Source organism: Streptomyces sp. NPDC018000, from assembly GCF_044328025.1.
In the GTDB taxonomy this organism is placed as follows: Bacteria; Actinomycetota; Actinomycetes; order Streptomycetales; family Streptomycetaceae; genus Streptomyces.
Genome location: NZ_JBIRGM010000002.1, coordinates 32,364 through 56,044, shown reverse-complemented (window position 1 = coordinate 56,044; position 23,681 = coordinate 32,364). Strand labels below are relative to the sequence as shown.

The 23,681-nt window shown below is 68.6% G+C and carries 20 protein-coding genes and 2 pseudogenes; 13 read left to right on the top strand and 9 right to left on the bottom strand.

Annotated elements, in window-relative coordinates; all coding sequences use genetic code 11:
- The first annotated feature begins 95 nt into the window (after positions 1–95).
- A complete protein-coding gene (locus ACH4EW_RS04725; protein WP_398251409.1) occupies positions 96–2,195 on the top strand; it encodes an NB-ARC domain-containing protein in 2,100 nt (699 codons plus the stop codon).
- Here the strand turns inward: ACH4EW_RS04725 and ACH4EW_RS04720 are convergent.
- Complete coding sequence (locus ACH4EW_RS04720; RefSeq protein ID WP_398253254.1) at positions 2,183–3,778, bottom strand: translation initiation factor 2; 1,596 nt, start codon at positions 3,776–3,778, stop codon at positions 2,183–2,185. The genes ACH4EW_RS04725 and ACH4EW_RS04720 overlap by 13 nt on opposite strands.
- Before the next feature lie 355 nt (positions 3,779–4,133).
- Here ACH4EW_RS04720 and ACH4EW_RS04715 point away from each other — a divergent pair, with 355 nt between their 5' ends.
- Positions 4,134–6,293 (top strand): NB-ARC domain-containing protein, encoded by a 2,160-nt coding sequence (locus ACH4EW_RS04715; protein WP_398251406.1) that lies wholly within the window; start codon positions 4,134–4,136, stop codon positions 6,291–6,293.
- A 367-nt stretch (positions 6,294–6,660) separates the two neighbouring features.
- Positions 6,661–6,771: pseudogene (locus ACH4EW_RS04710) on the top strand (hypothetical protein); the annotation flags it as partial.
- A 349-nt stretch (positions 6,772–7,120) separates the two neighbouring features.
- Here ACH4EW_RS04710 and ACH4EW_RS04705 read toward each other — a convergent pair.
- A pseudogene (locus ACH4EW_RS04705) lies at positions 7,121–7,990 on the bottom strand (hypothetical protein); the annotation flags it as partial.
- A 361-nt stretch (positions 7,991–8,351) separates the two neighbouring features.
- Between ACH4EW_RS04705 and ACH4EW_RS04700 the strand changes: the two are divergent.
- Positions 8,352–9,866, top strand: a complete 1,515-nt coding sequence (locus tag ACH4EW_RS04700) for a gamma-glutamyltransferase (protein ID WP_398251403.1) — start codon at positions 8,352–8,354, stop codon at positions 9,864–9,866.
- 91 nt (positions 9,867–9,957) lie between these two features.
- On the opposite strand, the gene ACH4EW_RS04695 is transcribed toward ACH4EW_RS04700, so the two are convergent.
- The 3 genes from ACH4EW_RS04695 to ACH4EW_RS04685 form a co-directional block, all read right to left on the bottom strand.
- A complete protein-coding gene (locus tag ACH4EW_RS04695; RefSeq protein ID WP_398251400.1) occupies positions 9,958–10,284 on the bottom strand; it encodes a DsbA family protein in 327 nt (108 codons plus the stop codon).
- A 139-nt stretch (positions 10,285–10,423) separates the two neighbouring features.
- Positions 10,424–12,001 (bottom strand): tyrosine-type recombinase/integrase, encoded by a 1,578-nt coding sequence (locus tag ACH4EW_RS04690; protein ID WP_398251397.1) that lies wholly within the window; start codon positions 11,999–12,001, stop codon positions 10,424–10,426.
- A 2-nt stretch (positions 12,002–12,003) separates the two neighbouring features.
- Positions 12,004–12,636 carry a helix-turn-helix transcriptional regulator gene (locus tag ACH4EW_RS04685; protein WP_398251394.1) on the bottom strand — a complete coding sequence of 211 codons (633 nt, stop codon included), beginning with the start codon at positions 12,634–12,636 and terminating at the stop codon, positions 12,004–12,006.
- Between the two features lie 116 nt (positions 12,637–12,752).
- Between ACH4EW_RS04685 and ACH4EW_RS04680 the strand changes: the two genes are divergently transcribed.
- Complete coding sequence (locus tag ACH4EW_RS04680) at positions 12,753–12,980, top strand: integrase (protein WP_179500131.1); 228 nt, start codon at positions 12,753–12,755, stop codon at positions 12,978–12,980.
- A gap of 115 nt (positions 12,981–13,095) precedes the next feature.
- Entirely contained in the window at positions 13,096–13,803 is a 708-nt protein-coding gene (locus ACH4EW_RS04675) for a nucleotidyltransferase domain-containing protein (RefSeq protein ID WP_398251391.1), read from the top strand.
- A gap of 956 nt (positions 13,804–14,759) precedes the next feature.
- On the opposite strand, the gene tyrS is transcribed toward ACH4EW_RS04675, so the two are convergent.
- The 3 genes from tyrS to ACH4EW_RS04660 form a co-directional block, all read right to left on the bottom strand.
- Positions 14,760–16,163 carry a tyrosine--tRNA ligase gene (gene tyrS, locus ACH4EW_RS04670; protein ID WP_398251389.1) on the bottom strand — a complete coding sequence of 468 codons (1,404 nt, stop codon included), beginning with the start codon at positions 16,161–16,163 and terminating at the stop codon, positions 14,760–14,762.
- 99 nt (positions 16,164–16,262) lie between these two features.
- Positions 16,263–17,180, bottom strand: a complete 918-nt coding sequence (locus ACH4EW_RS04665; RefSeq protein ID WP_398251386.1) for a glycosyltransferase family 2 protein — start codon at positions 17,178–17,180, stop codon at positions 16,263–16,265.
- Positions 17,177–18,265, bottom strand: coding sequence for a hypothetical protein (locus ACH4EW_RS04660; protein WP_398251384.1), 1,089 nt, complete (start codon positions 18,263–18,265; stop codon positions 17,177–17,179). The genes ACH4EW_RS04665 and ACH4EW_RS04660 overlap by 4 nt, the downstream gene beginning before the upstream one ends.
- A 172-nt stretch (positions 18,266–18,437) precedes the next feature.
- Here ACH4EW_RS04660 and ACH4EW_RS04655 point away from each other — a divergent pair, with 172 nt between their 5' ends.
- From ACH4EW_RS04655 to ACH4EW_RS04625, 7 genes are all read left to right on the top strand, one after another.
- Positions 18,438–19,619, top strand: coding sequence for a phage/plasmid primase, P4 family (locus ACH4EW_RS04655; RefSeq protein WP_398251381.1), 1,182 nt, complete (start codon positions 18,438–18,440; stop codon positions 19,617–19,619).
- Between the two features lie 380 nt (positions 19,620–19,999).
- Positions 20,000–20,341 (top strand): hypothetical protein, encoded by a 342-nt coding sequence (locus tag ACH4EW_RS04650; RefSeq protein WP_398251378.1) that lies wholly within the window; start codon positions 20,000–20,002, stop codon positions 20,339–20,341.
- 19 nt (positions 20,342–20,360) lie between these two features.
- Positions 20,361–20,819, top strand: a complete 459-nt coding sequence (locus tag ACH4EW_RS04645; protein ID WP_398251375.1) for a helix-turn-helix domain-containing protein — start codon at positions 20,361–20,363, stop codon at positions 20,817–20,819.
- Positions 20,816–21,532 carry a hypothetical protein gene (locus ACH4EW_RS04640; RefSeq protein ID WP_398251372.1) on the top strand — a complete coding sequence of 239 codons (717 nt, stop codon included), beginning with the start codon at positions 20,816–20,818 and terminating at the stop codon, positions 21,530–21,532. The genes ACH4EW_RS04645 and ACH4EW_RS04640 overlap by 4 nt, the downstream gene beginning before the upstream one ends.
- The gene (locus tag ACH4EW_RS04635; RefSeq protein ID WP_398251369.1) at positions 21,529–21,801 is read left to right on the top strand and encodes a hypothetical protein; all 273 of its coding nucleotides are present in this window, start codon (positions 21,529–21,531) and stop codon (positions 21,799–21,801) included. Before ACH4EW_RS04640 ends, ACH4EW_RS04635 begins: the two co-directional genes overlap by 4 nt.
- Entirely contained in the window at positions 21,798–22,004 is a 207-nt protein-coding gene (locus tag ACH4EW_RS04630; RefSeq protein WP_398251366.1) for a hypothetical protein, read from the top strand. Before ACH4EW_RS04635 ends, ACH4EW_RS04630 begins: the two co-directional genes overlap by 4 nt.
- Before the next feature lie 175 nt (positions 22,005–22,179).
- Positions 22,180–22,698: a cupin domain-containing protein gene (locus ACH4EW_RS04625; RefSeq protein WP_398251363.1), complete on the top strand. Its 519-nt coding sequence runs from the start codon at positions 22,180–22,182 to the stop codon at positions 22,696–22,698.
- A 127-nt stretch (positions 22,699–22,825) separates the two neighbouring features.
- Here the strand turns inward: ACH4EW_RS04625 and ACH4EW_RS04620 are convergent, their stop codons facing one another.
- Positions 22,826–23,677 (bottom strand): helix-turn-helix domain-containing protein, encoded by an 852-nt coding sequence (locus ACH4EW_RS04620; protein WP_398251360.1) that lies wholly within the window; start codon positions 23,675–23,677, stop codon positions 22,826–22,828.
- Positions 23,678–23,681 lie beyond the last annotated feature (4 nt).

Genomic DNA, 23,681 nt, shown 5'->3' with positions numbered 1-23,681 from the left:
CCCGCCAACGGGCACTCTGGTGAGACGGCCAGTCCGGACACTCCGCATTCTTCCGTTGGACCGTCATATCACTGACACGGCCCTACTGTTGTCGTATGGCGGAGGAGACGCGCAACAGCCTGGACGGTCGTGCCGAGGTCGTCGTACAGGCCAGCCGCATCGGGGAACTGCACCAGCACCTACACGGTGTGGAGATGTCGCCGGCGGCACCCGTTCCGTTCCAGCTTCCCCCGGCGCTCCGCCGGTTCGAGAACCGGTGTGCGGAACAGGAGCGCATCACCCGGGCGATCGAGGATCACGCGCCCGGTACCGGTCCTCTCGTCGTCGCGCTCACCGGCATGGGTGGCGTCGGGAAGACCGCTCTCGGATTCCATGTGGCACGGCGGTTGACCGACGGATACCCCGACGGCGTGCTCTACGTGGACCTGGACGATCTGCGACGGGATGGTTCCGTCGAGGTTGCGGATGCCGTCGGGGAGCTGCTGACGGGCCTGGGCCTGTCGCCGGAGTGGCTGGAGCGCTCCTTCGCCGGTCGTACGAAGCAGTTGTGGACGCGCACTCGGGGCAAGCGAATGGTCCTGGTCGTGGACAACGCGAGATTCGGGAGCGAGGTGACCCCACTCCTTCCCGCCTCGGACCGGAGCCTGGTGATCGTCACCAGCCAGGGAGCCCTTTACGACCTCGACGGCACCGCCGCTGTCGAGGTGACGGTCGACCCGCTTCACATGGATGATGCGGTGCGTCTGCTGACGCATCTCGTGGACGATCCGCGCCTGGCGGGCGAACCAGAGGCCACGTCCCGGCTCGCGGAGGGGTGCGGGGGTCTGCCGGCCGCGCTTCAGGTGGCCGGTCAGTGGGTGCGCAGGTACCGCAGGCGGAGCCTGTCCCGGCTGGTCGACGAGCTGACGGCCGAGCTGCACGGGAAGGGGATTCCCATGGTCGAAGCCGTCTGGGATGCCGCGTACGCGAGCCTGACCGCGAAGGCTGCCCGCCTGTACCGGCTGCTGCCGGAGTTGCCCGGCCCCAGGATCGAGGAACTGTCCGCCGCAGCTCTGCTCCTGTGCGGCCTCGATGAAGCGGCTGACGCTCTGGAGGAACTCGAGTCCGCCGGGTTGCTGGACGGCAGGGGCGAGGACGGCTGGCGGATGCACGATCTCCTGCGGGGGCACGCCGAGCGATGCGCGCGGCGTGGCGATCCGATTGCGGAGGAGCGCGAGGGGGCCCGCCGTGCTCTGATCACGTGGTACCGGCGTCAGGCCGCCCGGGCGGACCTGTTGGCCGCCGGCCCCCGGATGACGTTCGCCGAGGTGCCGGATTCGGTAGGGGAGGAGACCCCCGATGTCTCCTTCCCCGGCAAGACGGAGGCGTTGCGGTGGCTGGAGTCGCAGCGGCTCGCGCTGTACGGATGTGTCCGTCTCGCCTTCGAGGCGGGGCGGGACGGGGACGCCTGGGCGCTGTGCGAGCCGCTGTGGACGCATTTCCTCGACCACCCGCACTACGCGGATGTCATGGACGCGTTCCGTATGGGGGCGGAGGCGGCCGACCGGGCCGAGTTCCTGCCCGCGATGATCCGGATGAGGTGCCAGCTCGCCCGCCCTCTGTGGGAGCAGGGGCGCCACGAGGACGCCGCTGAGCAGCTGAGGCACGCGCTTGGCGCAGCACAGTCCCTGGGGGATTCCCCGGCGGAGCGAAAGCTCCGGGCGTCGACCGTCGAGTTTTGTGGCCTTCTGAAGTCGGAGACCGGCGACTGGACCGGTGCCGTCGCTGACTTCGAGACGGCGAGGACCATCCACAGGGAGATCGACAACGGGTACGGGGTGCTGCTCCAGACGTATCTGCTGGGACGGACCGCCCTGAGGCGAGGGGCTCACCACGAGGCGATCGGGCATCTGGAGCAGGCGTACGCGAGTGCGGTCGAACAGCGGCGGGAGCGGATGATCTCACGCGCCGGGTTCGAGCTGGGGCGTGCATTGAGGCTGGTGGGCAGGCTGGAGGAGGCGCACCCCCTGGTCAGCGCCGCACTCGACGGTGCCCGAGCCCGCGGCTCCCGAATGGACGAGGTCCGTGTACTGGAGGAACTGGCCCTCCTGACGGACGTGCAAGGCGACCCGTCCGGCGCGGAAGTCCATCGCGCGACGGCGCGTCGCCTCGTCGCGGAGGCCGGCGGCCTCCTCAGCGACAGTCAGAGCTCGTAGTCGAGGTCGTCCGGGTGCGCGGTGTCCAGGTGCACTCGGGCGGCCACCGAACCGGCGTCGCACACCAGCGTCACCGCAGAGGCCGGGTCTGTACGGTCGCCTAGCCAGGCGTGGACCGCCGATACCACGAGCGACGGATCGGGGTACGAGATGCGGCCCCCGTTCCTGCTGGGTTCCACCCTGGCGGTCAACAGTCCGGCCGAACGGTGCCGAATCAGAACGCGGCTCCGGGTGAGGATTGCGGCCGCGGTGCGGCAGCTCGGACTCTCCTCCATGGCCTGGGCCGTCCAGCCCTCCGCCGTCCACGCCGTGCGCCCGCTTGGAGCGGTGGTGCTGTCCGCGCGACGCCAGAGCACCGCGGCGCTCTGCAGGTGCCGTACGCCCGCGCCGGGGAACTCCGCCGCACGGTGATGCGCTGGCTCGCGTGCGTGGACGGGGAAGCGCCGCACAGAGACGTGTACGTCGGTCACCTCGGCCCGGACTGCGAAGGCCAGCGGTCGTCGGGATGGTGAGGACGGCAGGGGAAACGCCGGTGAGTCCGGTACGCCCGGTTGGGGACTCAGCCCGAGTAGACGATAGAGATGTGTACGCAGCCGTGCCAGCGCCTGCCCCTGCGACGCGAACGCCTCGGCCGCGTAGCCTCGGGTGTCGGCGGACGAAGCGGCCAGGTAGGCGGCTTCCAGAGCGGCAGCGGACGTGAGTCTCGGGGTGGAGTCCAGCAAGCGCGCCATCGGGCTTCCGGGAAGGACTTCGTTGCCACCGTCGTATGCGTTGACGACCGGCGTTCCGAGGGCTGCGGCGTAGAGGGCGGTGGAGCCGTGGTCGGTCACCACGGCATCAGCTGCGACCAGGAGAGCAGCCCATTCCTCATAGGGGGCGGCGAGGACCAGTCCTGCGGCGAACGCGGGGGCGAGCTGACGGGCGAGATCGAAGGCGCCGATCCTGCTGTGCTGGTTGGGGTGCAGGATCAGGGCGACCTGGTATGCGTCGTACGGAAGGAGCCCGGTGAGTTCGGCGGCGAGGCCCGGACGGCGGGTGAGGAGCGACTCCGGGCCCCAGGTGGAGGTCACGGCGACGAGTCGGCGGGATCCGGTCCCCAAGGCGTCCCGATAGACGTCACGTTGCGGGGCGGATGCCAGGAGGCGGTCGAGGGTCGGGTCGCCGACGACGACGCTTCGGCTCGCGGCCAGGTGGCTTCGGGAATCCAGGCGGGCGACCTGCTCCTCGTGGGCCAGGGCGTGGAGATCGGCCCAGGGCTCGTCGCCGACGAGTAGGTAGTAGGGGTCCAGTCCGGACGGGATCCCGGGCGAACCGTCGTCATCGATCGACTTGTTGAAACCAGCCCCGTGGGGGAGCAGTACCCGGGGTCCGGAGAGACGGTGCAGCCCACCCTTGGGACTGGCGGCGAGGATCAGGTCGTGCCGGGCACGGAGAGCGTTGTCCCAGGGCAGGGTACGGGCACCCGACCGCTCCAGAACGGCGAGGGCGTCGATGTCGAAGTCTGAGCCGGGAACAAGGGTGAAGCGAGTGACGATGCGGGGGTCGCCCTGGAAGACGGGCAAGACGTCGAGGAGCCGGTGCAAAGCCCCCGCCGAACGAACAGCGACGAGTACGGCCCGCTGCCCGCTGCCCGCTGCCCGCTGCCCGCTGCCCGCTGCCCGCTGCCCGCTGCCCGCTGCCCGCTGCCCGCTGCCCGCTGCCCGCTGCCCGCTCAAATTATCCACTATACCTGGAGAAGATGAGGAATGTGGTGCGGTTTCATTCGAGGGTGCGGGATCGTGCGAGGACGCCTGATGCGGCATGACCTCGATGTTACCGATGCTGTAACCCCGTCATTGTCGCGCTGGTTCGCGTACGGTGACCCATGGTCGACGTTCCGAGAGGCGGTGGTCCATGCGCGCGCACGACGATCCCGAACGTCCCGTGACGCCTGGGATCATGAACCACCTTCCCGGCAACGTCGACGGACAGCTGGCGCAAGTGGGTGTCGCGCACGGTCCCATCACCTTCAACTACCACGCGGCAGAAGCCGTGTTATCAGCCGCTGGCCGTCGGCTCAACCAGGTGCCGAGACCGCCCCGAAGTTTCGTCAACCGTCACCGTGCGCTCGCGGAACTTGACGAAGTCCTCGCCGCCGACGACTTTCCGGGCTGCCCGATCGGTGTCTTCAGCGGACTGCCCGGCATCGGCAAGACCGCTGCCGCGAGCCAATGGGCACACATCAACCACCAGCGCTTCCCCGGCGGACAACTGTTCATCGACTTCGCCCAGCTAAGGTCCGGCGCCGGCGCGGACGTCTCGGAAGCTCTCGCCATCTGTCTACGAGCGCTCGGCGTCCACGACCAGTACCTCCCGGTGGGCTTTGCCGAGCGGACCGCCCTCTACCGGGACCTGTCGGCCGAGCGGGGCGGCATGCTGGTGGTGCTGGACGACGTGACGCGTCCCGCCCAGGTCACGCCCCTCGTGCCGCAGGGCCCGAGGAGCGCCCTGCTGGCGACGAGCACTTGGCGGCTCGGCGAGCTCGTACTCGATGGAGCAACTCTGCTCCAGCTTGACGTCCTCGACCCGGACAGCGCCGTGGAACTGCTGTCAGCCGTGTGCGGACACCAGCGAATCGCGGATGAACCCGATGCCGCGAAGCGTCTGGTCGAGCTCTGCGGCGGCCTTCCGATCGCGGTGCGGCTGTGCGGCGCCCGCCTGCTGACCCACCCCCGTCTGACCATCGGAGAGCTCGTCGTCGAACTCTCCGACGAACAGAGCCGCCTCAGCCGTATCGCCGTGTCCTCAGCACACGAGGAGCGCACCATGTCCGCCGCTCTCGAACTGGCCTACCGCGACCTTCCCGAAACCGCAGCCCGCATGTACCGGATGCTTGGCCACCTGCCAGGCCTCAGCTTCGACACCGCCGTGGCGGCGGTGGCAGCCGGGCTGGCCACGGCGGAGGAGGCGAAGGAGACACTGGACGTTCTGGAGAGAGCGAGCCTGCTCTCCGTCATGGAGGACCGCAGGTACGCCCTGCACAGCCTCGTACGGCTTCACGCCCGGGAGATGTCCCTGGCGCAGGACCCGCCCAGCGCGGCTCGGGAGACAGTGGGCCGGGTGCTCGGCCACTACCGACTGCTGACGGTCCTGGCGGATCTCGCCATCCGGGCGGACCGGCTCAGGATCACCGACACGGCTGAGATCACCACCGCCGCCGAAGCCTTCTCGGCCCCCGGTGAGGAAGCCAGCACTGGCGTCGGACCGTTCGCCGGTACGGATGACCCTGGTCGTGACGCGCTCTGCTGGCTGGAAGCCGAGCGCTCCAACATCCTCGCCGTGCTCCGTGCCGCTGCCGAACTGGGCTTCGCCCGTCCTGTCTGGCAGACGGTGGAGGCGTTCACCGTGCTCTTCCTCCATCACCGTCACCTCGCCGACTGGCGCGAGTCGTCGGAGCTGGGCATCGACGCGGCCCGGGGGGACGGCGCTGTCGCGGCGGAGGCCAGGTTGCGCAGCCTGGCCTCCAGGCCGCATATGGACCTGGGGCAGGACGAGCGGGCCAAGGAGCATCTCGACATCGCGGAGCGGCTCGCAGTGGAGTCCGGGCACGTCGTCCTCCAGGCCTCGGTGCAGGAGTTCGCCGGCCGGTACTGGGACCGGCACGAACCTTCCCGTGCTGTGGACGCCTACCGAGCGTCGCTGGCCCTCAATGCCGAGGCTGGAGAGGTGCGAGGCGAGGCACTGGCCCGGTACTTCCTGGGCTGCGCGCAGAGCGCGGCCGGCGACCACATGACCGCGCTGACGACGCTCCGCCGGGCGCGTACCGCCCTGCTGTCTCTGGGCGACTACCGCATGGCGGCTCGGGCCCTGGCCGATACCGGCAGGACCAAGGCGCGGCTGGGCGACACAGTGGATGCGATCGTCGACCTGTCGCGGGCAGCCGCCGATCTACGCCGGAGCAGGGCCTTCCACTACGAGGCGCAGGCTGTGGAGGACCTCGCAGGGCTTCTGGAGGACCCGGAAGAGGTCAGGGCATGTCTTCGCCGCGCCCTCGTGATCTACGAGGAGGGGGGAAGCCCGCGGGCAGCGGCGGTCCTGGCCCGGCTAACTGCCGGCTGATCGCTGGATGAGTGTGGCCCCTGGAGCATCAGCCGTTGCCGCCGCGGGCCGTGCCACAGGTACAGCATCGTGTCGTGGAGCGGCAGACCGCCCCGCAGGCAGGCGTACACCGCTGCCGCGGCGGTACCAGGGGACGTGAAGGCCCCGTTCGGGGTGGTGACCCGCACTGTCCGTCCGTCGCGCAGACCCACCAGGCAGCCGTTCTCCTGGGAAAGCGCGACGATCCGCGCCCCGGGGAAGTCGGAGTGCAGACGAGCGACGGACTCGGCCGCCGCCTCGGAAGCGAGGAGGCCGTCGGTGGCGCAGATGACGGAGGCGCTGTCGGTCAGCCGGGTGTCCGGCTCGTCGATGTCACAGGCAAGGTGCCAGAACGAAGACTCTCCCTCCGCCGGTTCCTCGGCCAGCGTGGCCGGGAACCGGCGTACGCGCACGTGGACGTCACCCGTCGCGTCCCGCTCGACCTCCGTGTGCACCATGAGCGACCGGACTCGCGTGACGGCGGGTGGCGGAAGAGGGAAGGCGCGGGGGCTTCGCGGGGGCAGGTGCTTCTGCGCGGGGAGCCCGATGAGGTCGTAGACCAGGTCGCGCAATAGGGACAGGGCAGCGTCTGGCTCCGCGAAGGCGCGCGCGGTCACGTCGGCGAACCGATCCGAGTGGTGTCTGGAAAGGGCGTTTTCTAGTTGTTCGCGCAGTGCCTGGCCCGAGACCACCCATTGAGCGGCCGAACGCAGCGCGTGTCCCGCCGTCCCGGGAACGGCCTCCGCCCCGAACGCAGCCAGCAGTACGGGGCGGTCGACCGCGGCCCCGTACAGCGTCACGGAACCGTGGTCACCGATTACCACGTCGGATGCCACCAGGGCCTGCTGCCAGCCGTCTGTAGGGTCGATGACGATCAGCCCCGACTCCAGGGCGGACTGCTGCATGACCTGTACTTGCCACGGCCCATGAGCGGACCAGACGTTCGGGTGCAGGACGAGTGCCACCCGGAATTCGTCGGTGGGCAGTTGAGCGAGCAACTCGGCGGGTAGCCCGGGGCGCGTGCCGATCAACGACTCGCCGCCCCAGGTCGAACTGACCAGCACCAGCCGCTGACCGGGGAGCAGGCCCAGCGCGGACCTGTACCGCTCCCGCCAGCGGGCACTGGCCCGCAGTCGGTCGAAACATGGATCGCCCACGAGTACGGTCCGTCCCACCGTGTCAGGGTGGGCGGCGGAGAGCTGCGCGGCCTGGTCGGGATGCGACACAGCGAGCCAGGCGCGCCGGGCCGTTAGCAAGTCCTCCGATACTAGGCCCGAGAGCCTCCTACCGGCCCCGGAGGAATCGGGCACGAGCTTGTGGAACCCGACGCCGTGTGGAAGCACGAGTACCGGGTAGTCGCCGACTGGAACCGAGATGTTCTCGGAAGCGGAGACGAGCAGATCGGGCGAGATCTCCGAAAGCTGAGACCACGGAAGTGTGCGGCATCCAGAGGCTCGGAGTAGATCGAGAACCCCGTTGTTGAAGGCCGACGTCGGGTCGTAGGCGAACACCACGGTGACGCGTGCATCGTCGTGGACGATCTCTGGTATGACGTCCAGCACACGCACCAATGATGTAACCGTCCTGGCCGCCACCACCAGCGTCCGCTCGCCGCCGAAGGTGCGCCAGCGCTCGGCATCAGGTCCTACCGGAACCAGAACGCGTTCGTCGGAATCCATCGTGCACCTCCGCCTGACGGCAGGATCACACACATGCGCCTCACCGGCTCCCGGCTCCCGGCTCCCGGCTCCCGGCTCCCGGCTCCCGGCTCCCGGCTCCCGGCTCCCGGCTCCCTAGCATAATTATTCAGACTTGGCAACCGATTCATCTCCCCCTTTCAGAGAAAGGTTACTTGGTGCCTTCCCCCGGAGGTGCTGAGTGGCTCACTCCGTGCGGGTCATCCTCAACGGGCATTTCACCTGGTCCGGATCGTGAGGTCGGCGGTTCGCTCCTCGGGCCAGCGCCAGGCGAGGGACGTGGGATTGATACGAGGTGACTCAAGTCGGGGTCGCACGGACGGCCACTGCGACAGTGGCCCGCGTGATTTCCGATGAGGTGACCGACGCCGTACCCCTGGTCTATGACGACAGCGTGGACATACCCGTGCTGTTCCGTGATGGGCCGGCCAAGCGACCGTTCAAGCAGTGGCGGACGGCCAAGCACCGGGCGTGGACCACACCGGGAGCGTTTCCGGACAAGGACGGCTGGTACGCGCCGACGACGACGTGGCGGGAGATCGTCAAGGCCGCCACCGAGGTAGGCCGAGACGTCACGCCCTGGCTGCACCAAGCCCCGCAGCTGGCGCGGGGTGAACTGGTCGCCCGCGTCTCCCCGCTATACGCCTATCTCGGCATCCACGACGTCACCCCCAAGCATCCGCTCCCGCACACGTCGGGTCGGCGCCTGACGGTCAACGCCGTGTACGAGCATGGCACCGAACGCTCCGCCAAGAGCATGCTCGGCTACCGGCTGGGCATGACGATGGCGGAGTGGGCATGCCGCTCGTTGATGGGGCTGGGCCAGACCTGGCACATCGAGGATGGCGGTCCCGTACCCGCCCTGGAGAGTGCCTTCAAGGACCCCGTCCGCACCCTTCCGGACCTGTGGGGGGTGCACGAGGCGGAGAACAGGTACTGGCTGATCGAGGCCAAGGGCGGCAACGTCCGCAAGAACCGGCTCACCGAAGGGTGGGAGCAGCTCGAGGAAGGGACCAAGGTCCTCCACGCATATGCTCACCGCCGCATCCTGTGCGGTGCCTCCGTCCAGCCCCAGGGTGACCTGTTCGTGACCATCGACCATGACCACCACCCCGGACAGCCGACGCTCCCGGTCAATGGGAAGTCCGCTCCAGCGCCCAGCAGCCCCGAGGACCACATCGGCGAGAGCGACGACGCGCTTTTGGCAACTGCTCGCGCACAGATGCTGACCTTCCTCGCTCTGCGCTCCGCGCCTCCTTCCCGGCTTCGGACTGTCGCCTTGACTGCGGACCGCTCCACCCGTCGCCGGCCTGCTGACGGGTTGACGACCCCGCTGGAACGCGACCCGATAACCCGTGACATGCGTGCAGCCGTTCGCGCCGAAGCCCCATCGGACGACGAACAGGCCCGCCGTAACATCACCCGCGAGATCGGCCTGGACGAGTTCCTCACCTACCGCATCCCCGGCACCGAACTGCACCTAGGCATGTCACGCCGTCTGTTCGCCGCCTGCGACCAACTCCACTACGAGGACCAGGCCATCGCCGCGCGCACCCCCGGCCTTCGCGCCGAGGACCAGCGCATTGCTGACGAGCCCGCCGACGAAGAAGCTGAGGAACAGCGCCGCCGTACCCAGCGGCGCGTCTTTCGTGAAGCGCAGGAGCAGGAACGAGAGCTCATCCAGGAACGCCTCCGCGACGCGTACGTGGACGGCGGCGACCGCCAGTGGCGTGACCTCCTGCTTGGTCAGGCAGAACCGAGACTCGACCTCGACGACCAGCCGGATCTGCTGGAGGCGGCAACCCCGGAGACCTACCTCGCACTGCGCCGAGACGACCTGCCTCACCATCGCCGCTGAACGGAGACACTGGTCTACTCGGCCTCCGACGATTTCTGTGTCGTCCATGCAGCGACGCTGGAGCGCCATCCGGTGGCTGACGGTGAGGGCGCTAACACTCCGCCGTTCGTGTCGGGGGCTGCCCGCAGGGCCTGCTGGATCTGGTCGACCGCGGGCGCACGGCCAGCCCGCCCGCGGTGCGGTAGATCCGGCAGGCGACCGACGGTGAGGCGCCCGGCTCGGCGAACGGGTCGCGACCGTCGATCAGGATCGTCGGGGAGCCGGTGAAGCCCGACCGCTCGGCTTCGCCCTGGTCGGAGATCACCCGCGTGGTGAAGGCGGAGACGGACAGCCCGGCGCCTTCCATCGCCTGCCGTAACCGCTCCTCCACGAGCTTCTGGTTCGGGCAGCTCGGGACCACCAAGACCTCGATCTCCATAATTTCCAGGATCGCGCGCCCGGCACTGTAGGGGCCGAAGGGCCCGGCCCGGTGGTGCGAGTCCACCTGCCTTGCAGCGCAGCCCTCCGCCTCGGCTATGGGACCGAGACAGAGGGCTTCGTGGTGAGCAGGTGCGACGTCAGGCTGTTCGCCCGGCCGCTTCGTGCGGCGGCTCGCCCTTCTGCGTTGTACGGGTGCGTCGTTGGCGGGGGACGAGCTTCACGACCGCCTCGGCGGCCTCGCGAGCGAGGTCGTCCAGGACGGACTGGTAGATGTCCCGGGTGATGTGGGTGTCCGAGTGGCCGAGCATCTCCGACACGATCTTGATGTCCACTCCGGCGGCAAGCGCCAGCGTCGCGGCACCGTGCCGTAGGTCGTGGAGACGGACCGGGGGCAGGCCGGCGGCTTCGAGCTCGCGCGTGAACATGAGCGAGACCTTGGCGGGGTGCAGGAGCGAGCCGTCCTCGTCGGTGAAGACGCGGCCGGTCGTCTTCCAGGCGGCACCCCAGCGGGCCTGGTCCTTACGCTGGCGCTTCTGGTGCTCGCGGAGGGAGTCGACTGACTCGGCGTCCAGAGCGACCAGGCGTTCCCCGCTGTCAGTCTTCGGGGCCGCCTCGTGCACCTGCCAGCCCGACTGGACGAGCTGGGTGGCGACGGTCATGGAGTGGTGGGCCAGATCGATGTCTATCCACCGAAGCCCGCAGGCTTCACCACGGCGCAGCCCTCGGAAGGCGATCAGGTGCCAGAGGGTGTAGAGGCGGTGCGCGGCGACCTGGTCGAGGAAGGCGCCGGTCTGCTCCGGCGTCCAGACCATGACGGGGCTGGGCTTCTCCCCGGTCCGCTTCCAGTGGCGTACCCGCTCGGCGGTCCAGACCATGGCCTTCGCGCGCGAGGCCGGGTTCAGTTCCACATGCTCGGCGGGGTTGAAAGGCGGGATGATCTGCTGGGCGATCGCGGTGTTGAGGGCGGCGCGCAGGGTGCGTTTGATCGTGTGCTGACTGTTGGTGCGGGTGGGCTTACGGAAGGGCGGCATCTCGTCGATGGATGCCTTGAGCCACTTGCGGCGGGCTCGGTTGTCCGCGCCCTTCCAGGGGATGGTCTTCAGCTCGTTCAGGGCTGCTCGCCGTAGGGCGTTCTGCTCGATGATCTCGACGTTCGCGTCGTTGATGGCCTCGAACATCCTGTCCAGGTCGGCGACACGGAGCCGGTCGAGCCGCAGGTGCCCCAGATGGGGCTTGAGGTGTACCCGTACGTCGCTCTCGTAGCGCTTGAGGGACGTGGAACGCAGCCGCTTCTTGCCCGCCAGCCACTCGTCGAGCCAGTCCCCGACAGTGATCTTGGAATGGAGGCTCTGGCCTGTGGCATAGCGCCGGCGCGTCTCGTCGTAGTCCGGCAGCGGCTCCTTGTTCTTGGCGCAGGTCTCCAGCATGTCGCTGACCGCGAGATGACCGGTGGGGTCGTCCTCGTCGGGGATGGCGAGCAGCGCCCGGGCCTTGTTCAGCTCCTTGGTGGCCTCGGCGGAGGACTCAAAGCCGCTGCGGCGGAACTCCCGGCGGGTGCCGTCGGCGCGGTTGGCCAGTTCGTGGCGTATGGACCAGGTGCCGTGGCGTCGGTTGGCGAGCTTGGGGCACGACTTGCCGTAGTTCTTGCCGGTCTCGGCGTTGCGGCAGGAGCAGCGGCGCGTGACGGCGCCGCCGGACGTGGTGGTGCTCGGCAACGCTAGTCCTCGGGGGTGTCGACGAACGTGAGGTCGGCAGGCAGAGCGGGGGGAACCAGCCCGCGCTCGCGCATCGCGTCGCGGAACTCCCGGAGTTCTCTGCAGTCGTCGAACGCGAGGTGCTCGTATGAGGCCGCGGTTTCGAGGAGGGCGTCGCGCCGGACGGCGTCGAGGGTGATGCTGGCCTTCCGCCGCCGTTCCTTCGCCAGGCGGGTGGACGTCAGGGCGGTGGTTACGGCGTCGCTGTGGGCGCGGTAGGTGTCGAGCACGTCCCGGGCGGACCCCTCGGGGGCGGGCTTGTCGAGGGGGGTCTCGCCGGTGAACCAGGACACCGCCTCCCATGTTGGGACCTCCCTGCCGGGGAGCACGGCCACCGAGGCGTCGGTGCCCAGCGGGAACAGCAGACTGATCGGCGGAACCTTGTAGACCTCGGCCAGGACGAGGAACTCCGCCAGGTCGATCGAGCTGCGTCGTCCGGTCTCCAGGTTCGTGATCGTCGTCTTCGGGACCGCGAGGCCCAGGGAGGCGCACGCCTCGGCGGCCTCCGCCACGGTGAGGCCGGCGGCCTTGCGCGCCCGGCGCATTTGCTCGGCGACGCGGGCGGTGAAGCTCGGAGACCAATCGTTGTTCGTCATAGGTGCAACTTACTTTGCGGAAATGTGTGGCTGCAACATCCATGGTAATCATTCTGTCGCCGGAACAACTTTTGATGATTGGATGCGTCATGGCTGCGTGCAAGGTTGTCAGGGGGATGACCCGTGAGGAACTGCTCGCTCTGCCTGTCGCCGTCGACCTCGACACGGCGAACAAGGCGCTGACGATTGGCCGCAGCACGGGCTACGCGCTGGCGAAGCGGGGCCAGTACCCCGTCACGGTCCTCAAGCTCGGTAACGCGTACCGCGTGGTCACGGCGGACCTGCACCGGCTCCTCGGGATCGACCTGGCACACGCTGTCGGGAGTGTTGAGCTCTGCTCGTAGCTGGGACGCTCCGGTATCCGCCTCTTCCGGGGTGCCGGGACCCCGTTCCAGGGTTACCAGTGCGCTGACGAAGAAACGCAGTGCATGCCGCTCACACGGTGTGGATAGTTACTGCATGGATGCGATTGGCGCCGCACGCGCTGTTGTCGAGGAACACCACCCTGACGCTCGGGCAGCGTTCTTGGGAGGCAGCGTCCTGACGGCTTGCCGCACGGCGACGTCGGACCTCGACATCGTGGTGCTCCTGCATGGGGCCCCAGCCCCGTACCGTGCAAGCCTCCGGCACGGCGACTGGCCGGTGGAGCTGTTCGTGCACACCGAGGCGAGTTGGCACGCGTACGTCGAGCGAGAAGTGAGCAGGCGCCGGTCACCGTTGCTCTGGATGTGCGCAGACGGGCTGCTGCTCTTCGACGCCGATGGAGTCGGTGCCCGACTCGCCGCTGAAGCCGGGAGGCTGGCCGCTGCGGGACCGCCGACCGTTTCGGCCGAAGAGATCGATGACTACCGCTACGCGATCACCGACCTCCTCGACGATCTCTCGGGGAGCGCGGACGGGGGTGAGCGGCTGTTCATTGCCGCTGAACTGGCGCGGCGAACCGGCGAGTTGGCCCTTGCCGCTGGCGGGTCTTGGGTCGGAGGCGGGAAGTGGCTGGCGCGTCGTCTCGAGACCACGGCGCCAGGGCTGAGCATGCGCCTGCACCACGCAGTCCGTGAGGTGCTGGAGGGGCAGGTCGAGCCGCTCGTCGGTGTGGTGGGCGAGGTGCTGGAACAGACTGGCGGCCGGTTGTGGGAGGGCTACAAGCGCAGCGGCAGAACGCCATGAGCGGCCCGGCTACCGGTGGCTGCTGGTATTCGTGACTGCGAGCGGGCTCGGGTCTGGCTGGGTACCCTGCAAGCCTCGCTCGGCACACGGCGGAGGCTGCTGGGGCGCAAAACGGGTCGAGAGAGGTTCTGAGGCGCCGGCCCTCTGGGGCGATGTTGTTCAAGCTGACCGGTCGAGTTGCTCGGGCAAGACGACACTCTCCTACGCCGCAGCCAGCAGGCTCGAGCGGATTGCCGTACACGACTTCGACGAACTCGGTGTGCCGGAGGATGCTGACCTGCACTGGCGCCATCGCATGACCGAGATGCGGGTGCGACGCGCGCTGGAGTACCAGGACCGCGGAATCGACCTTCTGCTCACCGGGCAGTCCCCCTTGGGTGAAGTCCTCGCCGTGCCCTCCGCCCCACTGCTGGACGGCATCGCCGTGTGCCTGGTTGATGTCGACGACGAGATCCGGCAATTCGCCTCGCTGAGCGCGACGCCGGTCGGTGGGACGCCCGGCGGTCGATGCCTTCCTCGGCTGGGCCGCGTGGCACCGGAAGCACGCTCTCGACCCCCGTCACCGGCCCGACGTTGTCATCGATAACAGATGGCCCGAGATGGTCTGGCACCGCTGGATCGGGTGGCACACCGGTGATCCCCGATGGCGCACTCAATTGCTCGACGCCACGGATCAGCCCGTCACGAAATCCGTGGACCAGGTCGAGAGGTGGATCACCGAGCAGCGCGACGCGCGTCAGGCCAGCCAACTCGCCCTGAGCCGAGACTGGGCTTCTTGATCCGTTCGAGCCGCCCGGACGGGCTGTCGACGATCCTGCTCCGGGTCGACGCCGAGCGAGGGTGCTGTCCCGTCCCATGACCACCGATTACGGCCCTAGAAACGCGCCTACCAGTCGCGTCGAGGGCAAACAGAACGGCGCCGACCCGGACGGGTGGGTCGGCGCCGGGTCTGAGTCTCAGGCGTCGATGCGGGCGACCTTGCGGCCGACCTTGAGGTACAGCTCGGCACCGTCGAGTGCCCCGACCTCGTTCACGACCGCGCTGAGCGCCTGCTGGACGGAAGCCTCCGTGAGCTGCGTGGTCTGCTGCTCTCCGTCCGACTCGCGGATGAGGCGGAGGCCGTTCTGCTGGGCCACACGGCGCACGGCGGAGATGCTGGGAGCGAAGTCCAGCGTGTGACGGATCAGCGCCCCGAGGGTGTCCTCGGCATGGTCCTTCAGGGAGACGATGGGGAGGTTCTGAGTGTCGCCGAAGGAGCGCTTGGAGAAGCGCGCCGTGAACTCCGCGCGGGCGGCGGCAGCGGCGTCCAGGCCGTGGAGAGCGGCCACCACTTCGCCGGCAAGGATCCGCTTGATCGCCATCGGGTGCGCGGTTCCCTCCTCCAGGCGCTTGGTGACCAGGCGGATCTCGTCGTCCGTCCACTCGGTGAGCAGCTGGAGGTACGGCTCGGTGAGGTGGTCGGGGATGGACATCAGCCGGCCGTAGACGTCATCAGGCGACGCCGTCAGGCCCACGTAGTTGCCCTTGCTCTTGCTCATCTTGGCGCCCGTGCCGTCGGTACCCTCGATGAGCGAGGTGGTGATGACGACCTCGGGGGTCTGGTCCGAGATCTCCATGACCTTGCGGCACATCTGGAGGTTCAGCAGCTGGTCCATGCCGCCGAGTTCGACGTCGGCGTCGATGGCCACCGAGTCCCAGGCCATGACGACGGAGTAGACGAGCTCGGCGATGGATAGCCCGTGGCCCTCGGCGAGCCGGGTGCGGAAGTCCTCGCGCTGGAGCGACATGGAGACCGGGACCCGGGCGAGAACCCCGACGAGCTCCGGCAGGGTGACCTTGTTCAGCCACTCGCCGTTGAAGCGCAGGTCGGCCCGCTCGAAGTCGATGAACGGTGTGACCTGCTGCTGGTAGCCACTCAGGTTGCGAGCGATGTCCTCGTCGGTGAGGGGCGGTCGCTCCGAGGAGCGTCCCGACGGATCGCCGATCTTGGCCGTGACATCGCCGATGATGAAGACGACGTGGTGGCCCATCCGCTGGAACCGGCTGGCGATGATGATCGGCACCGCGTGGCCAAGGTGGACATCGGGCGAGGTCGGGTCGATGCCGTACTTGACGACGAACGGACGTCCCGCCGCCTGCGCGGCCTCGATCTTCTCGGCGAGTGCCGCGGCCGAGGGGATCAGGTGGTTCGCGCGCCCCTCGACCAGGGCAGCCTGCTCCTGGGGGGAGAGGTCGGAGAGGTCGAGGGAGCGCCGTGCTGTTGTCTCGCCGAGCAGCTGCGCGGCCGTATAGTCCGCGCCCAGGTCCGCTCCATCGAGGATGTGCATGACACGGGTGACGGACTCACTCAAACGGCTCATGGCGCCTATACGCTCCTGCGTCGGACAACTGGCCTGACCAGTAGTGGGATTGGAAGCGGCGATTTTATCATCGCCACCTTCGATGCATCGTCGGATTGATCATGAATGACCCGGTTGTTCCGGGCCCGCCGTCAGCCGCACCAGCGGCCGTCCCGCGACCGTACTGGAGAGCGACCGGAGCCATGGCTTTATCGGGTCACGGGAACGGAGCGTGCCCATGAGCATTCCTGGAATGAGAAATATCGCGGACAGGCGCTTCTCCCGCTGCATGGCGGATTCCACCCTGTGGCCGAAGGCGAGCGTGCGGAAATGGCAGGAGATCCTTCGTAGCCGGCGACGGTTCGCCCACGCGGGAGGATTCCCGCACATCGCACGGAGACGGTCCGAGAGCGCCACGCAGACCTCGGCCCGGTAGTCCTGTGAGACGCCGGGCGTACCGCGGTCAGTCATGCTGCGAGGGTGGACCCGGTAGAAGGTCAACGGATCCCGGAGGGTGATGCCTCGGCCGGCCTCGCGCAACGCGTGGAAGAAGATCTCGTTGCTCACCGGAAGGAGGCTCAGGGCGGCATCGCGGCGGACCACCAGCGTGCTCGTGTTCCCGCCCGGGTGCGGCTCCTTCAACATCCGGTTCCCGTCGGAGTCGACCACGTGCTCCCAGTGCTCGATGAACAGCGTCCCACCCGTCATCGCCTCGGCGCATGTACGCAGCTTCGACGGGTGGAACCAGTCGTCGGCGTCGAGCGGAGCCACCCAGTCACCGGTGCTGGCGAGAAAGGCGTCGGTCAGGGTCTGTCCGAAACCCCGCTGGTTCCTCCGAATGACCTTGACCTTGTCGTTTCTCCCGTGGCGCAGGCACACCTCTTCGGTCTCGTCGACGGAACCGTCATCGATGACGATCACCTCGTGCAGGACGAAGTCTCCGGGTTCTTGTTCCAGACAACTCGTTATGGCCCGGTCGAGATACCGACCGTAGTTGTGGCACAGGATCACGCACGAAATACGAGGCGGGCCGTTCATCGGTCACCTCCGTACACGCGGGCGTATTGCCGCAGAATCACCTGATGCTCCTGAGTCCTGTAGTCAAGGAACTCACGATCCAGACGGCGTGGCCTGGAGTCGAGCCGAGCCGCCGCGTTCTCCAGCGCGGTCAGGAACTTCTCTCCGAAGAGATTGGGGTGCCCCTGCGACCAGTCGAACCACTCAGGCTCCTCGACCAGCCCCTTGTGCTGCTCGTACTGATCGGTCAGGTGTCCCGTGAGGGAGCAGACCGGGAGCAGGTTCAGGTCGAAGGCCAGCTCCAGCTGGCCGGAGTGGCTGCCCCAGAGGTAGGGGAGCAGCAGCGCGTCCGATGCCAGGCCGGCTTCGACCACTTCCTCGTCCGTGGGATACGGGCGCATGGTCAGGCGGATACGGGCATCGCGCCGGGCCGTCTCCAGTAGTAGCGGAGCGCGGCCTCCATCGGCGAAGTCGGCAGGGCTGAACGCGCGCAGAAGGACATGGAGGACGCTGTCGGGGTCCGTGATCCCCAGACTCCAGTTGACCAGGGTGGATAACTGGTCCCGGCTGGCCCGTGAGGCCCCGAACATGAGGTACCGGGACGAGCCGCTGGACTCGCGCTCCAGGCCAGCCAGTTCCTCCGGGGCCGCGACGTACCCGTGGGGGACGACGGCCGCGTCGGGACGCTTGCCGAGGACCTCGGTCAGCTTGGTGACAGAGCCTTCGGTGAGGCAGACCCAGCCCACCTCGGCCGAGTGGAGCATCCGCAGCCGTGTGGTGAAGTCCTCGGCGCTGCCGACCATGGGCCGCGTGTCGTGGGCGGTGAAGACCACCTTCACTCCGTCGTCCAGGCACGCGTCGAGCAGGCGCTCAAGAGTGGCGGGGTCCTCGAAGTCGATGTGGTGCAGGTGCAGGACGTCGAGCCATGTGAGAGGGGCATGTTCGAGGAGCCAGGTGGCGTTGACCGCCGTCGGCACCGTGTCACCGCCGGGGATCTCGGTTCCGTTCAGGATGTGGAAGTCATGGCTCTGCAGCTTCCACGCGTACGGGGTACGAGACGGGAGGTGAACGACACGCATGCCCGTGGACCGGGGAATCGCTGTCACCGTTGTTCCCCCTCCGCCTCTTCCGCGCCGACGAGGAGTAACTGGGTGGAGAGGCCGTTGGAGGCGTCGTCGCTTCGCGTGAGCTCGGCGTGGTGGATCTCGAAACCCGACGCCTTCAGCAGCGCCTGGAACTCGTCGCTCGCCCACTCCCGGACATGGCTGGGGTTGCGGGGTGGCCCAGATCGCGAACCTCATGGAAGCCATGGCCGCGATCATTCACCTGCCCGCCGACACCGAGCCGCCCGCATGGCTCGCCGCGCCCGACCGCGAGCACGAACAACGCACCATCGTGGCCTGCCAAAACGGCCTGCTCGATGTCGCCAGCCGCGACCTGCACCCGCTTACCCCCATGTTCTTCAACCGCGTGTCGGTGCCGTTCGACTACGAGCCAAAAGCACCCGCCCCCGCGCGCTGGCTCGGCTTCCTGAACTCCATCTGGCCCGACGACCCCGAAGCGATCCAGGCCCTACAAGAGTGGTTCGGATACGTCCTGTCCGGCCGCACCGACCTGCAAAAGATGCTGCTCATCGTTGGTCCCATGCGGTCCGGGAAGGGCACGATCGCCAGGACCCTGACTGCGTTGGTCGGCAAACGCAACATGACCGGGCCGACCATGTCGAGCCTGACGACGAACTTCGGCCTCGCCGATCTCGTCGGCAAGTCGCTCGCCATCGTTGCCGACGCCCGACTTCCCCGGCAGGGCGCCGAAACGATCGTCGAGCGGCTGCTCACCATCTCCGGTGAGGACGCGGTCACGGTCGACCGGAAGCACAAGGAACCGTGGTCCGGGCGCCTCCCGGCGCGGTTCATGCTGCTGTCCAACGAACTGCCGGCGTTCCGCGACTCGTCGGGCGCGATCGCCTCCCGGCTGCTCATCCTCACCATGGCCATCTCGAACCTTGGGCGCGAGGACACCACTCTCGAACGCGACCTGGCCCGCGAGATGCCCGGCATCTTGAACTGGTCCCTCGACGGCCTCGACCGACTCACCCAACGCGGGCGCCTCGTCGAACCCGCCTCGTCGACCGAAGCCGTCGCCCTGCTCGAAGCGAGCACAAGCCCCATCCGCGCGTTCCTCGCCGACTGGTGCCACCTCGACCCCGAAGCCAGCACGCCGAAGGACGGACTGTACGAGGCGTGGCGCGACTGGTGCCGCACCGAAGGCCGCGACCACCCCGGCACGAAACCGACGTTCAGCCGCGACCTATTCGCAGCCGGGGTCGGCATCAAGGAGACCCGCGTCAGGGTCGGTGGTGCCCGCGTTCAGTCGTACTCCGGCGTCCGCCTTGACCGTCCGGCACCGTCCGGTCAGGGCTGGTCAGGGTATTGGTCAGGGTCCGGTCAGGGCGGATAGCCCGATAAACCCGCAGGTCACGGCAGGTGGTCAGGGCGGTCAGGGTGATTTCAGAAAGCTTTCCCGCGCACACAGACACACGCACGCGCACCCCGTCAGAAAAAGTTCCCCGACATCACCCTGACCGCCCTGACCAACCAGGCGCCACCTGCGGGAACACGGTCACCCCCCACCCTGACCGGACCCCGCCCAGCACCCTGACCACCCCCGGCACCGCGAGCACCCGCACGCCGAAACCACCCCCTACCCACACCCCCTGTCGCACCGCGACGACCTACGTCCCGCGCGCACGTGAGAGAAGCACCGCCCCCGCGTCCGCGACCGGTCGCCACGCCCCCCGCGCGCAGGCGCGCTCACATGTATGAGAGGAACCCCGCCCCATGAGCACCGCCCCCGCCCAGCCGTTCGTACGACGCACCCGCGGCTATCCAGGCCGCGAGGAGCTCGACGCGGTGAACATGCGCTTCCGCCGAGCCCTAGCCCGCCTCGCCCGCGAGGGCACAAAGGACCCGGCCACCGCCGCCAAGCTCGCGCCGATCATCGCCGAGGCCGTCAGGACGCTCGAACGCCTCACCGCCAAGGCGACCGAAGCCGAGGGCAACTCCGCCCGGAACCGCGCAGCCATGGAACGCGAGCAGGCCAACTTGGAGCGCCTCGCCTGCCGCGCCGGCATCACCCTCCGTCGTCCGCCCGCCAAGCCCACCGGGCGCGCCGATGGCTAGCCGGACCCGTGACAGTGACGTGAGCACCCCCCTTGTGACCAGGAACGATGCACCCGTCAGCGGATACCAAATCCGTAGGAACGACCCCGCCGAGGGTGTTGTCGTCGTGCCGCGCGCCCTCACCTCCACGACGTTCGCCGCCCTTGTCCTGTACCTCCGCGACCGCGTACAGGCCGGCGGGGGCGCCCTCACCCCCGACGCCCGCGCGCTGCTCCGCGACCTCCACCGCGCCGCAGAGGGCGCCGAGGCCGACACAATCGAACACAGTTCCGATATCGGCACCGTGCCGCCCCCGCCCGGCACCGTGAACACCGTGTCGGTCGCAGAGGCCGCCGCGGCGCTTGAGTGCCGGCCCGAATACGTACGCCGCCTCGCCCGCCGCGGCGACCTCACCGCCCACCGCCTCGGCCGCCGAGCGTGGGCAATTGACCGCGCATCCCTCGACCACTACCGCCACGGAAGGACCCACGCCCCATGAGCACCGCCCCGAACCTCGCCGACGAGGTCACCACCGCCGAGCAGGAAGCCGCCGAGGCCGAGCAGCTGCTCGGCGCCCTGGAGGAACGCGTACGCGACGGCGACGACGAGGTGACCCCGCAGCAGCTCGCCGAACAGCGCGAACTCAGCGGCTTCGCCAAGCTGCGCGCCGAGGCTGCGCGTCGCAAGGCCGAGCGTGCCGCCGCCAAGGCCGAGGAGAAGCGCCGCGCCGATCTGGTCGCGCAGGCCGTTGACCTCGCCGACGGGAAGGGCGACCGTGCCCCGATCGCCGCCAAGTACGATGCCGCCCTCGCCGCCGTCGCCGAGCTGGTTGCCGCGGTCGAGCAGCACGACCAGGCCGTGACCAAGGCCGGCCGCCTGCTGCGGGAGGCCGGGTGCGGGCCGTCCTTCGAGTACGTGCAGGTGGACCACGGCGAGTACGTGACCAACCAGCCGCGCCCGGTGCCCGCGTCGCGGACCGCGCCGAAGGTCGACGCCAACCCGGGCACGGTCGCGTTCACGTTCGGCGACGGCACCCGATATCCGATCACCCCGGGTGCCGTGCTGGCCGTCCTGTTCGCCAAGGCCGCCGCGGGCGACGCCGGGCAGATGCCGACGGGCGAGCCCCGTCTCACCGCCGCCCCCCTCACCGACCACGCCCGCCGACACCGCGACCAGGTGCGCGCTCTGCTCACCGCGGGGGATGCCAAGTGACCGGGGCCCGCGAGCACATCACCGAGGCCGCGCCGGACCCGTCCCCGCGCCGCCGCTACGTCGAGCGGTCCGGGTGGGTGTCCCCGGCCACGCAGCGGCACGCCGAGATGCTGGCCGCCATCAAGGCCGACAACGCCCGCGACCGCTACCAGCCGCCCACGACCCGCGCCGAGCTGCTCGCCATGCGCAGCGACGACCAGGTGCGCACGTACAACGAGCACCGCGAGGTGTACGACCGGCTCATGCACGGGGGGAGTGACACCGCATGACCAGCCTCGCCGACGCCATCCGCCGCCGCTACGCGCAGCAGGCCGCCAAGCCGAAGTCGCCCCCCAGTCCCCTTGCCGCCGCCGTCGCCCGCGACCTCACGACACCGTTGGCGAATTCCGCGGCGAGCGTGACGTCCGCCTTCATGACCCGTTGTGGTCGTGAAGGCCGACGTGTTCCACCGCCTCAACGCCTGGTGGACTGACACTCCGCGAGCCCGTAGACGAACGTCTCGCCTGGCGGCCCTACGGCCCACCACCTAGCAGTACTAGGTCCCCAGCCCTCATCCCGGGCCAACCCGAGATCATGCGCAAGTCCGATGCCACCTTCTGGATGCGGGAGCCACCATGCTGGTGGAGACCTGCCAAGAGGAGCGCATCATGTCGTACCCGGAATACATCGAGTACCCGGAAGCCCGCTACCACGGCAACAAGGGCCAAGTGAACGCGGCCTTCCGCCCGGCCGACAGCCCACCGGACATCTCCTCACCCGGCGCCTCTACCCACTACCTCGCCACCAACGAGTCGACCGGCGGCGAATTCGGCCTATACAAGGTGGAGCTGGGTGCACGGTCCGCTGGGGCCAAGACCCACTTCCACAAGGCGATGTCGGAGTCCTTCTACATCCTCTCCGGCGAACTGGAGCTGTACAACGGCGAGAAGTGGGTCACGGGCCGCGCGGGCGACTTCCTGTATGTACCGGTCGGCGGCCTGCACGCCTTCAAAAACGTGACCGACGAGCCCATGTCCATGCTCATGCTCTTCTCCCCAGGCGCCCCACGCGAGGAGTACTTCGAGCGGGTCGCGGAAATGGCGCAACGCGGCGGCGAAGAGCTTATGCAGTTTCGCATCCGACACGACAGCTACTTCCTGGAAGACTTCGAGTCCGGGGAGGAGTAGTTCGGGGCCGTTGCAGGACTATCGCTCCCCCACTGCGATGGCCACTCCAGGGCGAGCCCGGCCTGTACAAGTTCGCCAACGGTGTCACCTCACCGCCGGGGCCGCGCCGTACCCGATTGCGCCGTGTTCAACGCAGCGCTTCAATGGCCCGCAGGACCAGGGCGCGGGCATCCGCCCCGTACACGGCCATCCTCCGCAGCCGCTCGAACGCCCTCACGTACAAGGCAACGTCCGATGGCTGCGTTATCCGCACGCGGGCCGACATCAACTCCACGGACACCAACGCGTCGTCGTACACGTGGAACAGCTCTTGCGGCCACAACCCGCGTTCCCGCCTCGTGCGGGGGATGATGCCGAGAGACACTGACGGCAAGGCACCGGCCGTGAGGAGATAGCCGAGTTGGGCAGCCATGGCGTCGGCGTCGCCGAGTTGGTAGTAGAGAACGCTCTCTTCGATCACCATCACGAACCGGTGTCCCGCTTCGTGCACGATCCGGGACCGTTCCATCCGGGCCGCCGCGGCCTGGTCCGCGTCGTTGGGCACGTCGAGCAGTTCAGCGACGTGGGACAGCACTGCGCGGGCGTAGCCCTCCGTCTGGAGCAGTCCGGGGACGAGGGTAGGCGAGTAGACCCGGAACAGCTCCGTAGCCTGGTACAGGTCCACGTAGCTGTCCTGTAGCCGCTTGAGGCCGGCACGCATCTGCCGCCGCCACTCCATGTACGCGGACTCAGCGTCCCGGGACTGAGCGATGATGTCCGCGGCCTGGTCCTCCGAGCCGCACGCGTGGCACCACCGGCGGATGTCCTCCGGCGTCGGCGGAGTGCGGGCGTTCTCTATCCGAGATGTCTTCGGATGCGTCCAGCCGCACCGCACGGCCAGTTCCTTCCCGGTCAGGCCGGAGTCGGCCCGCAGGTCACGCAGGCGACGGGCGACGCGCTCACGGGCAGCTTGGGCCGAGGAAGACGGGGAAGCGGGCATGTGG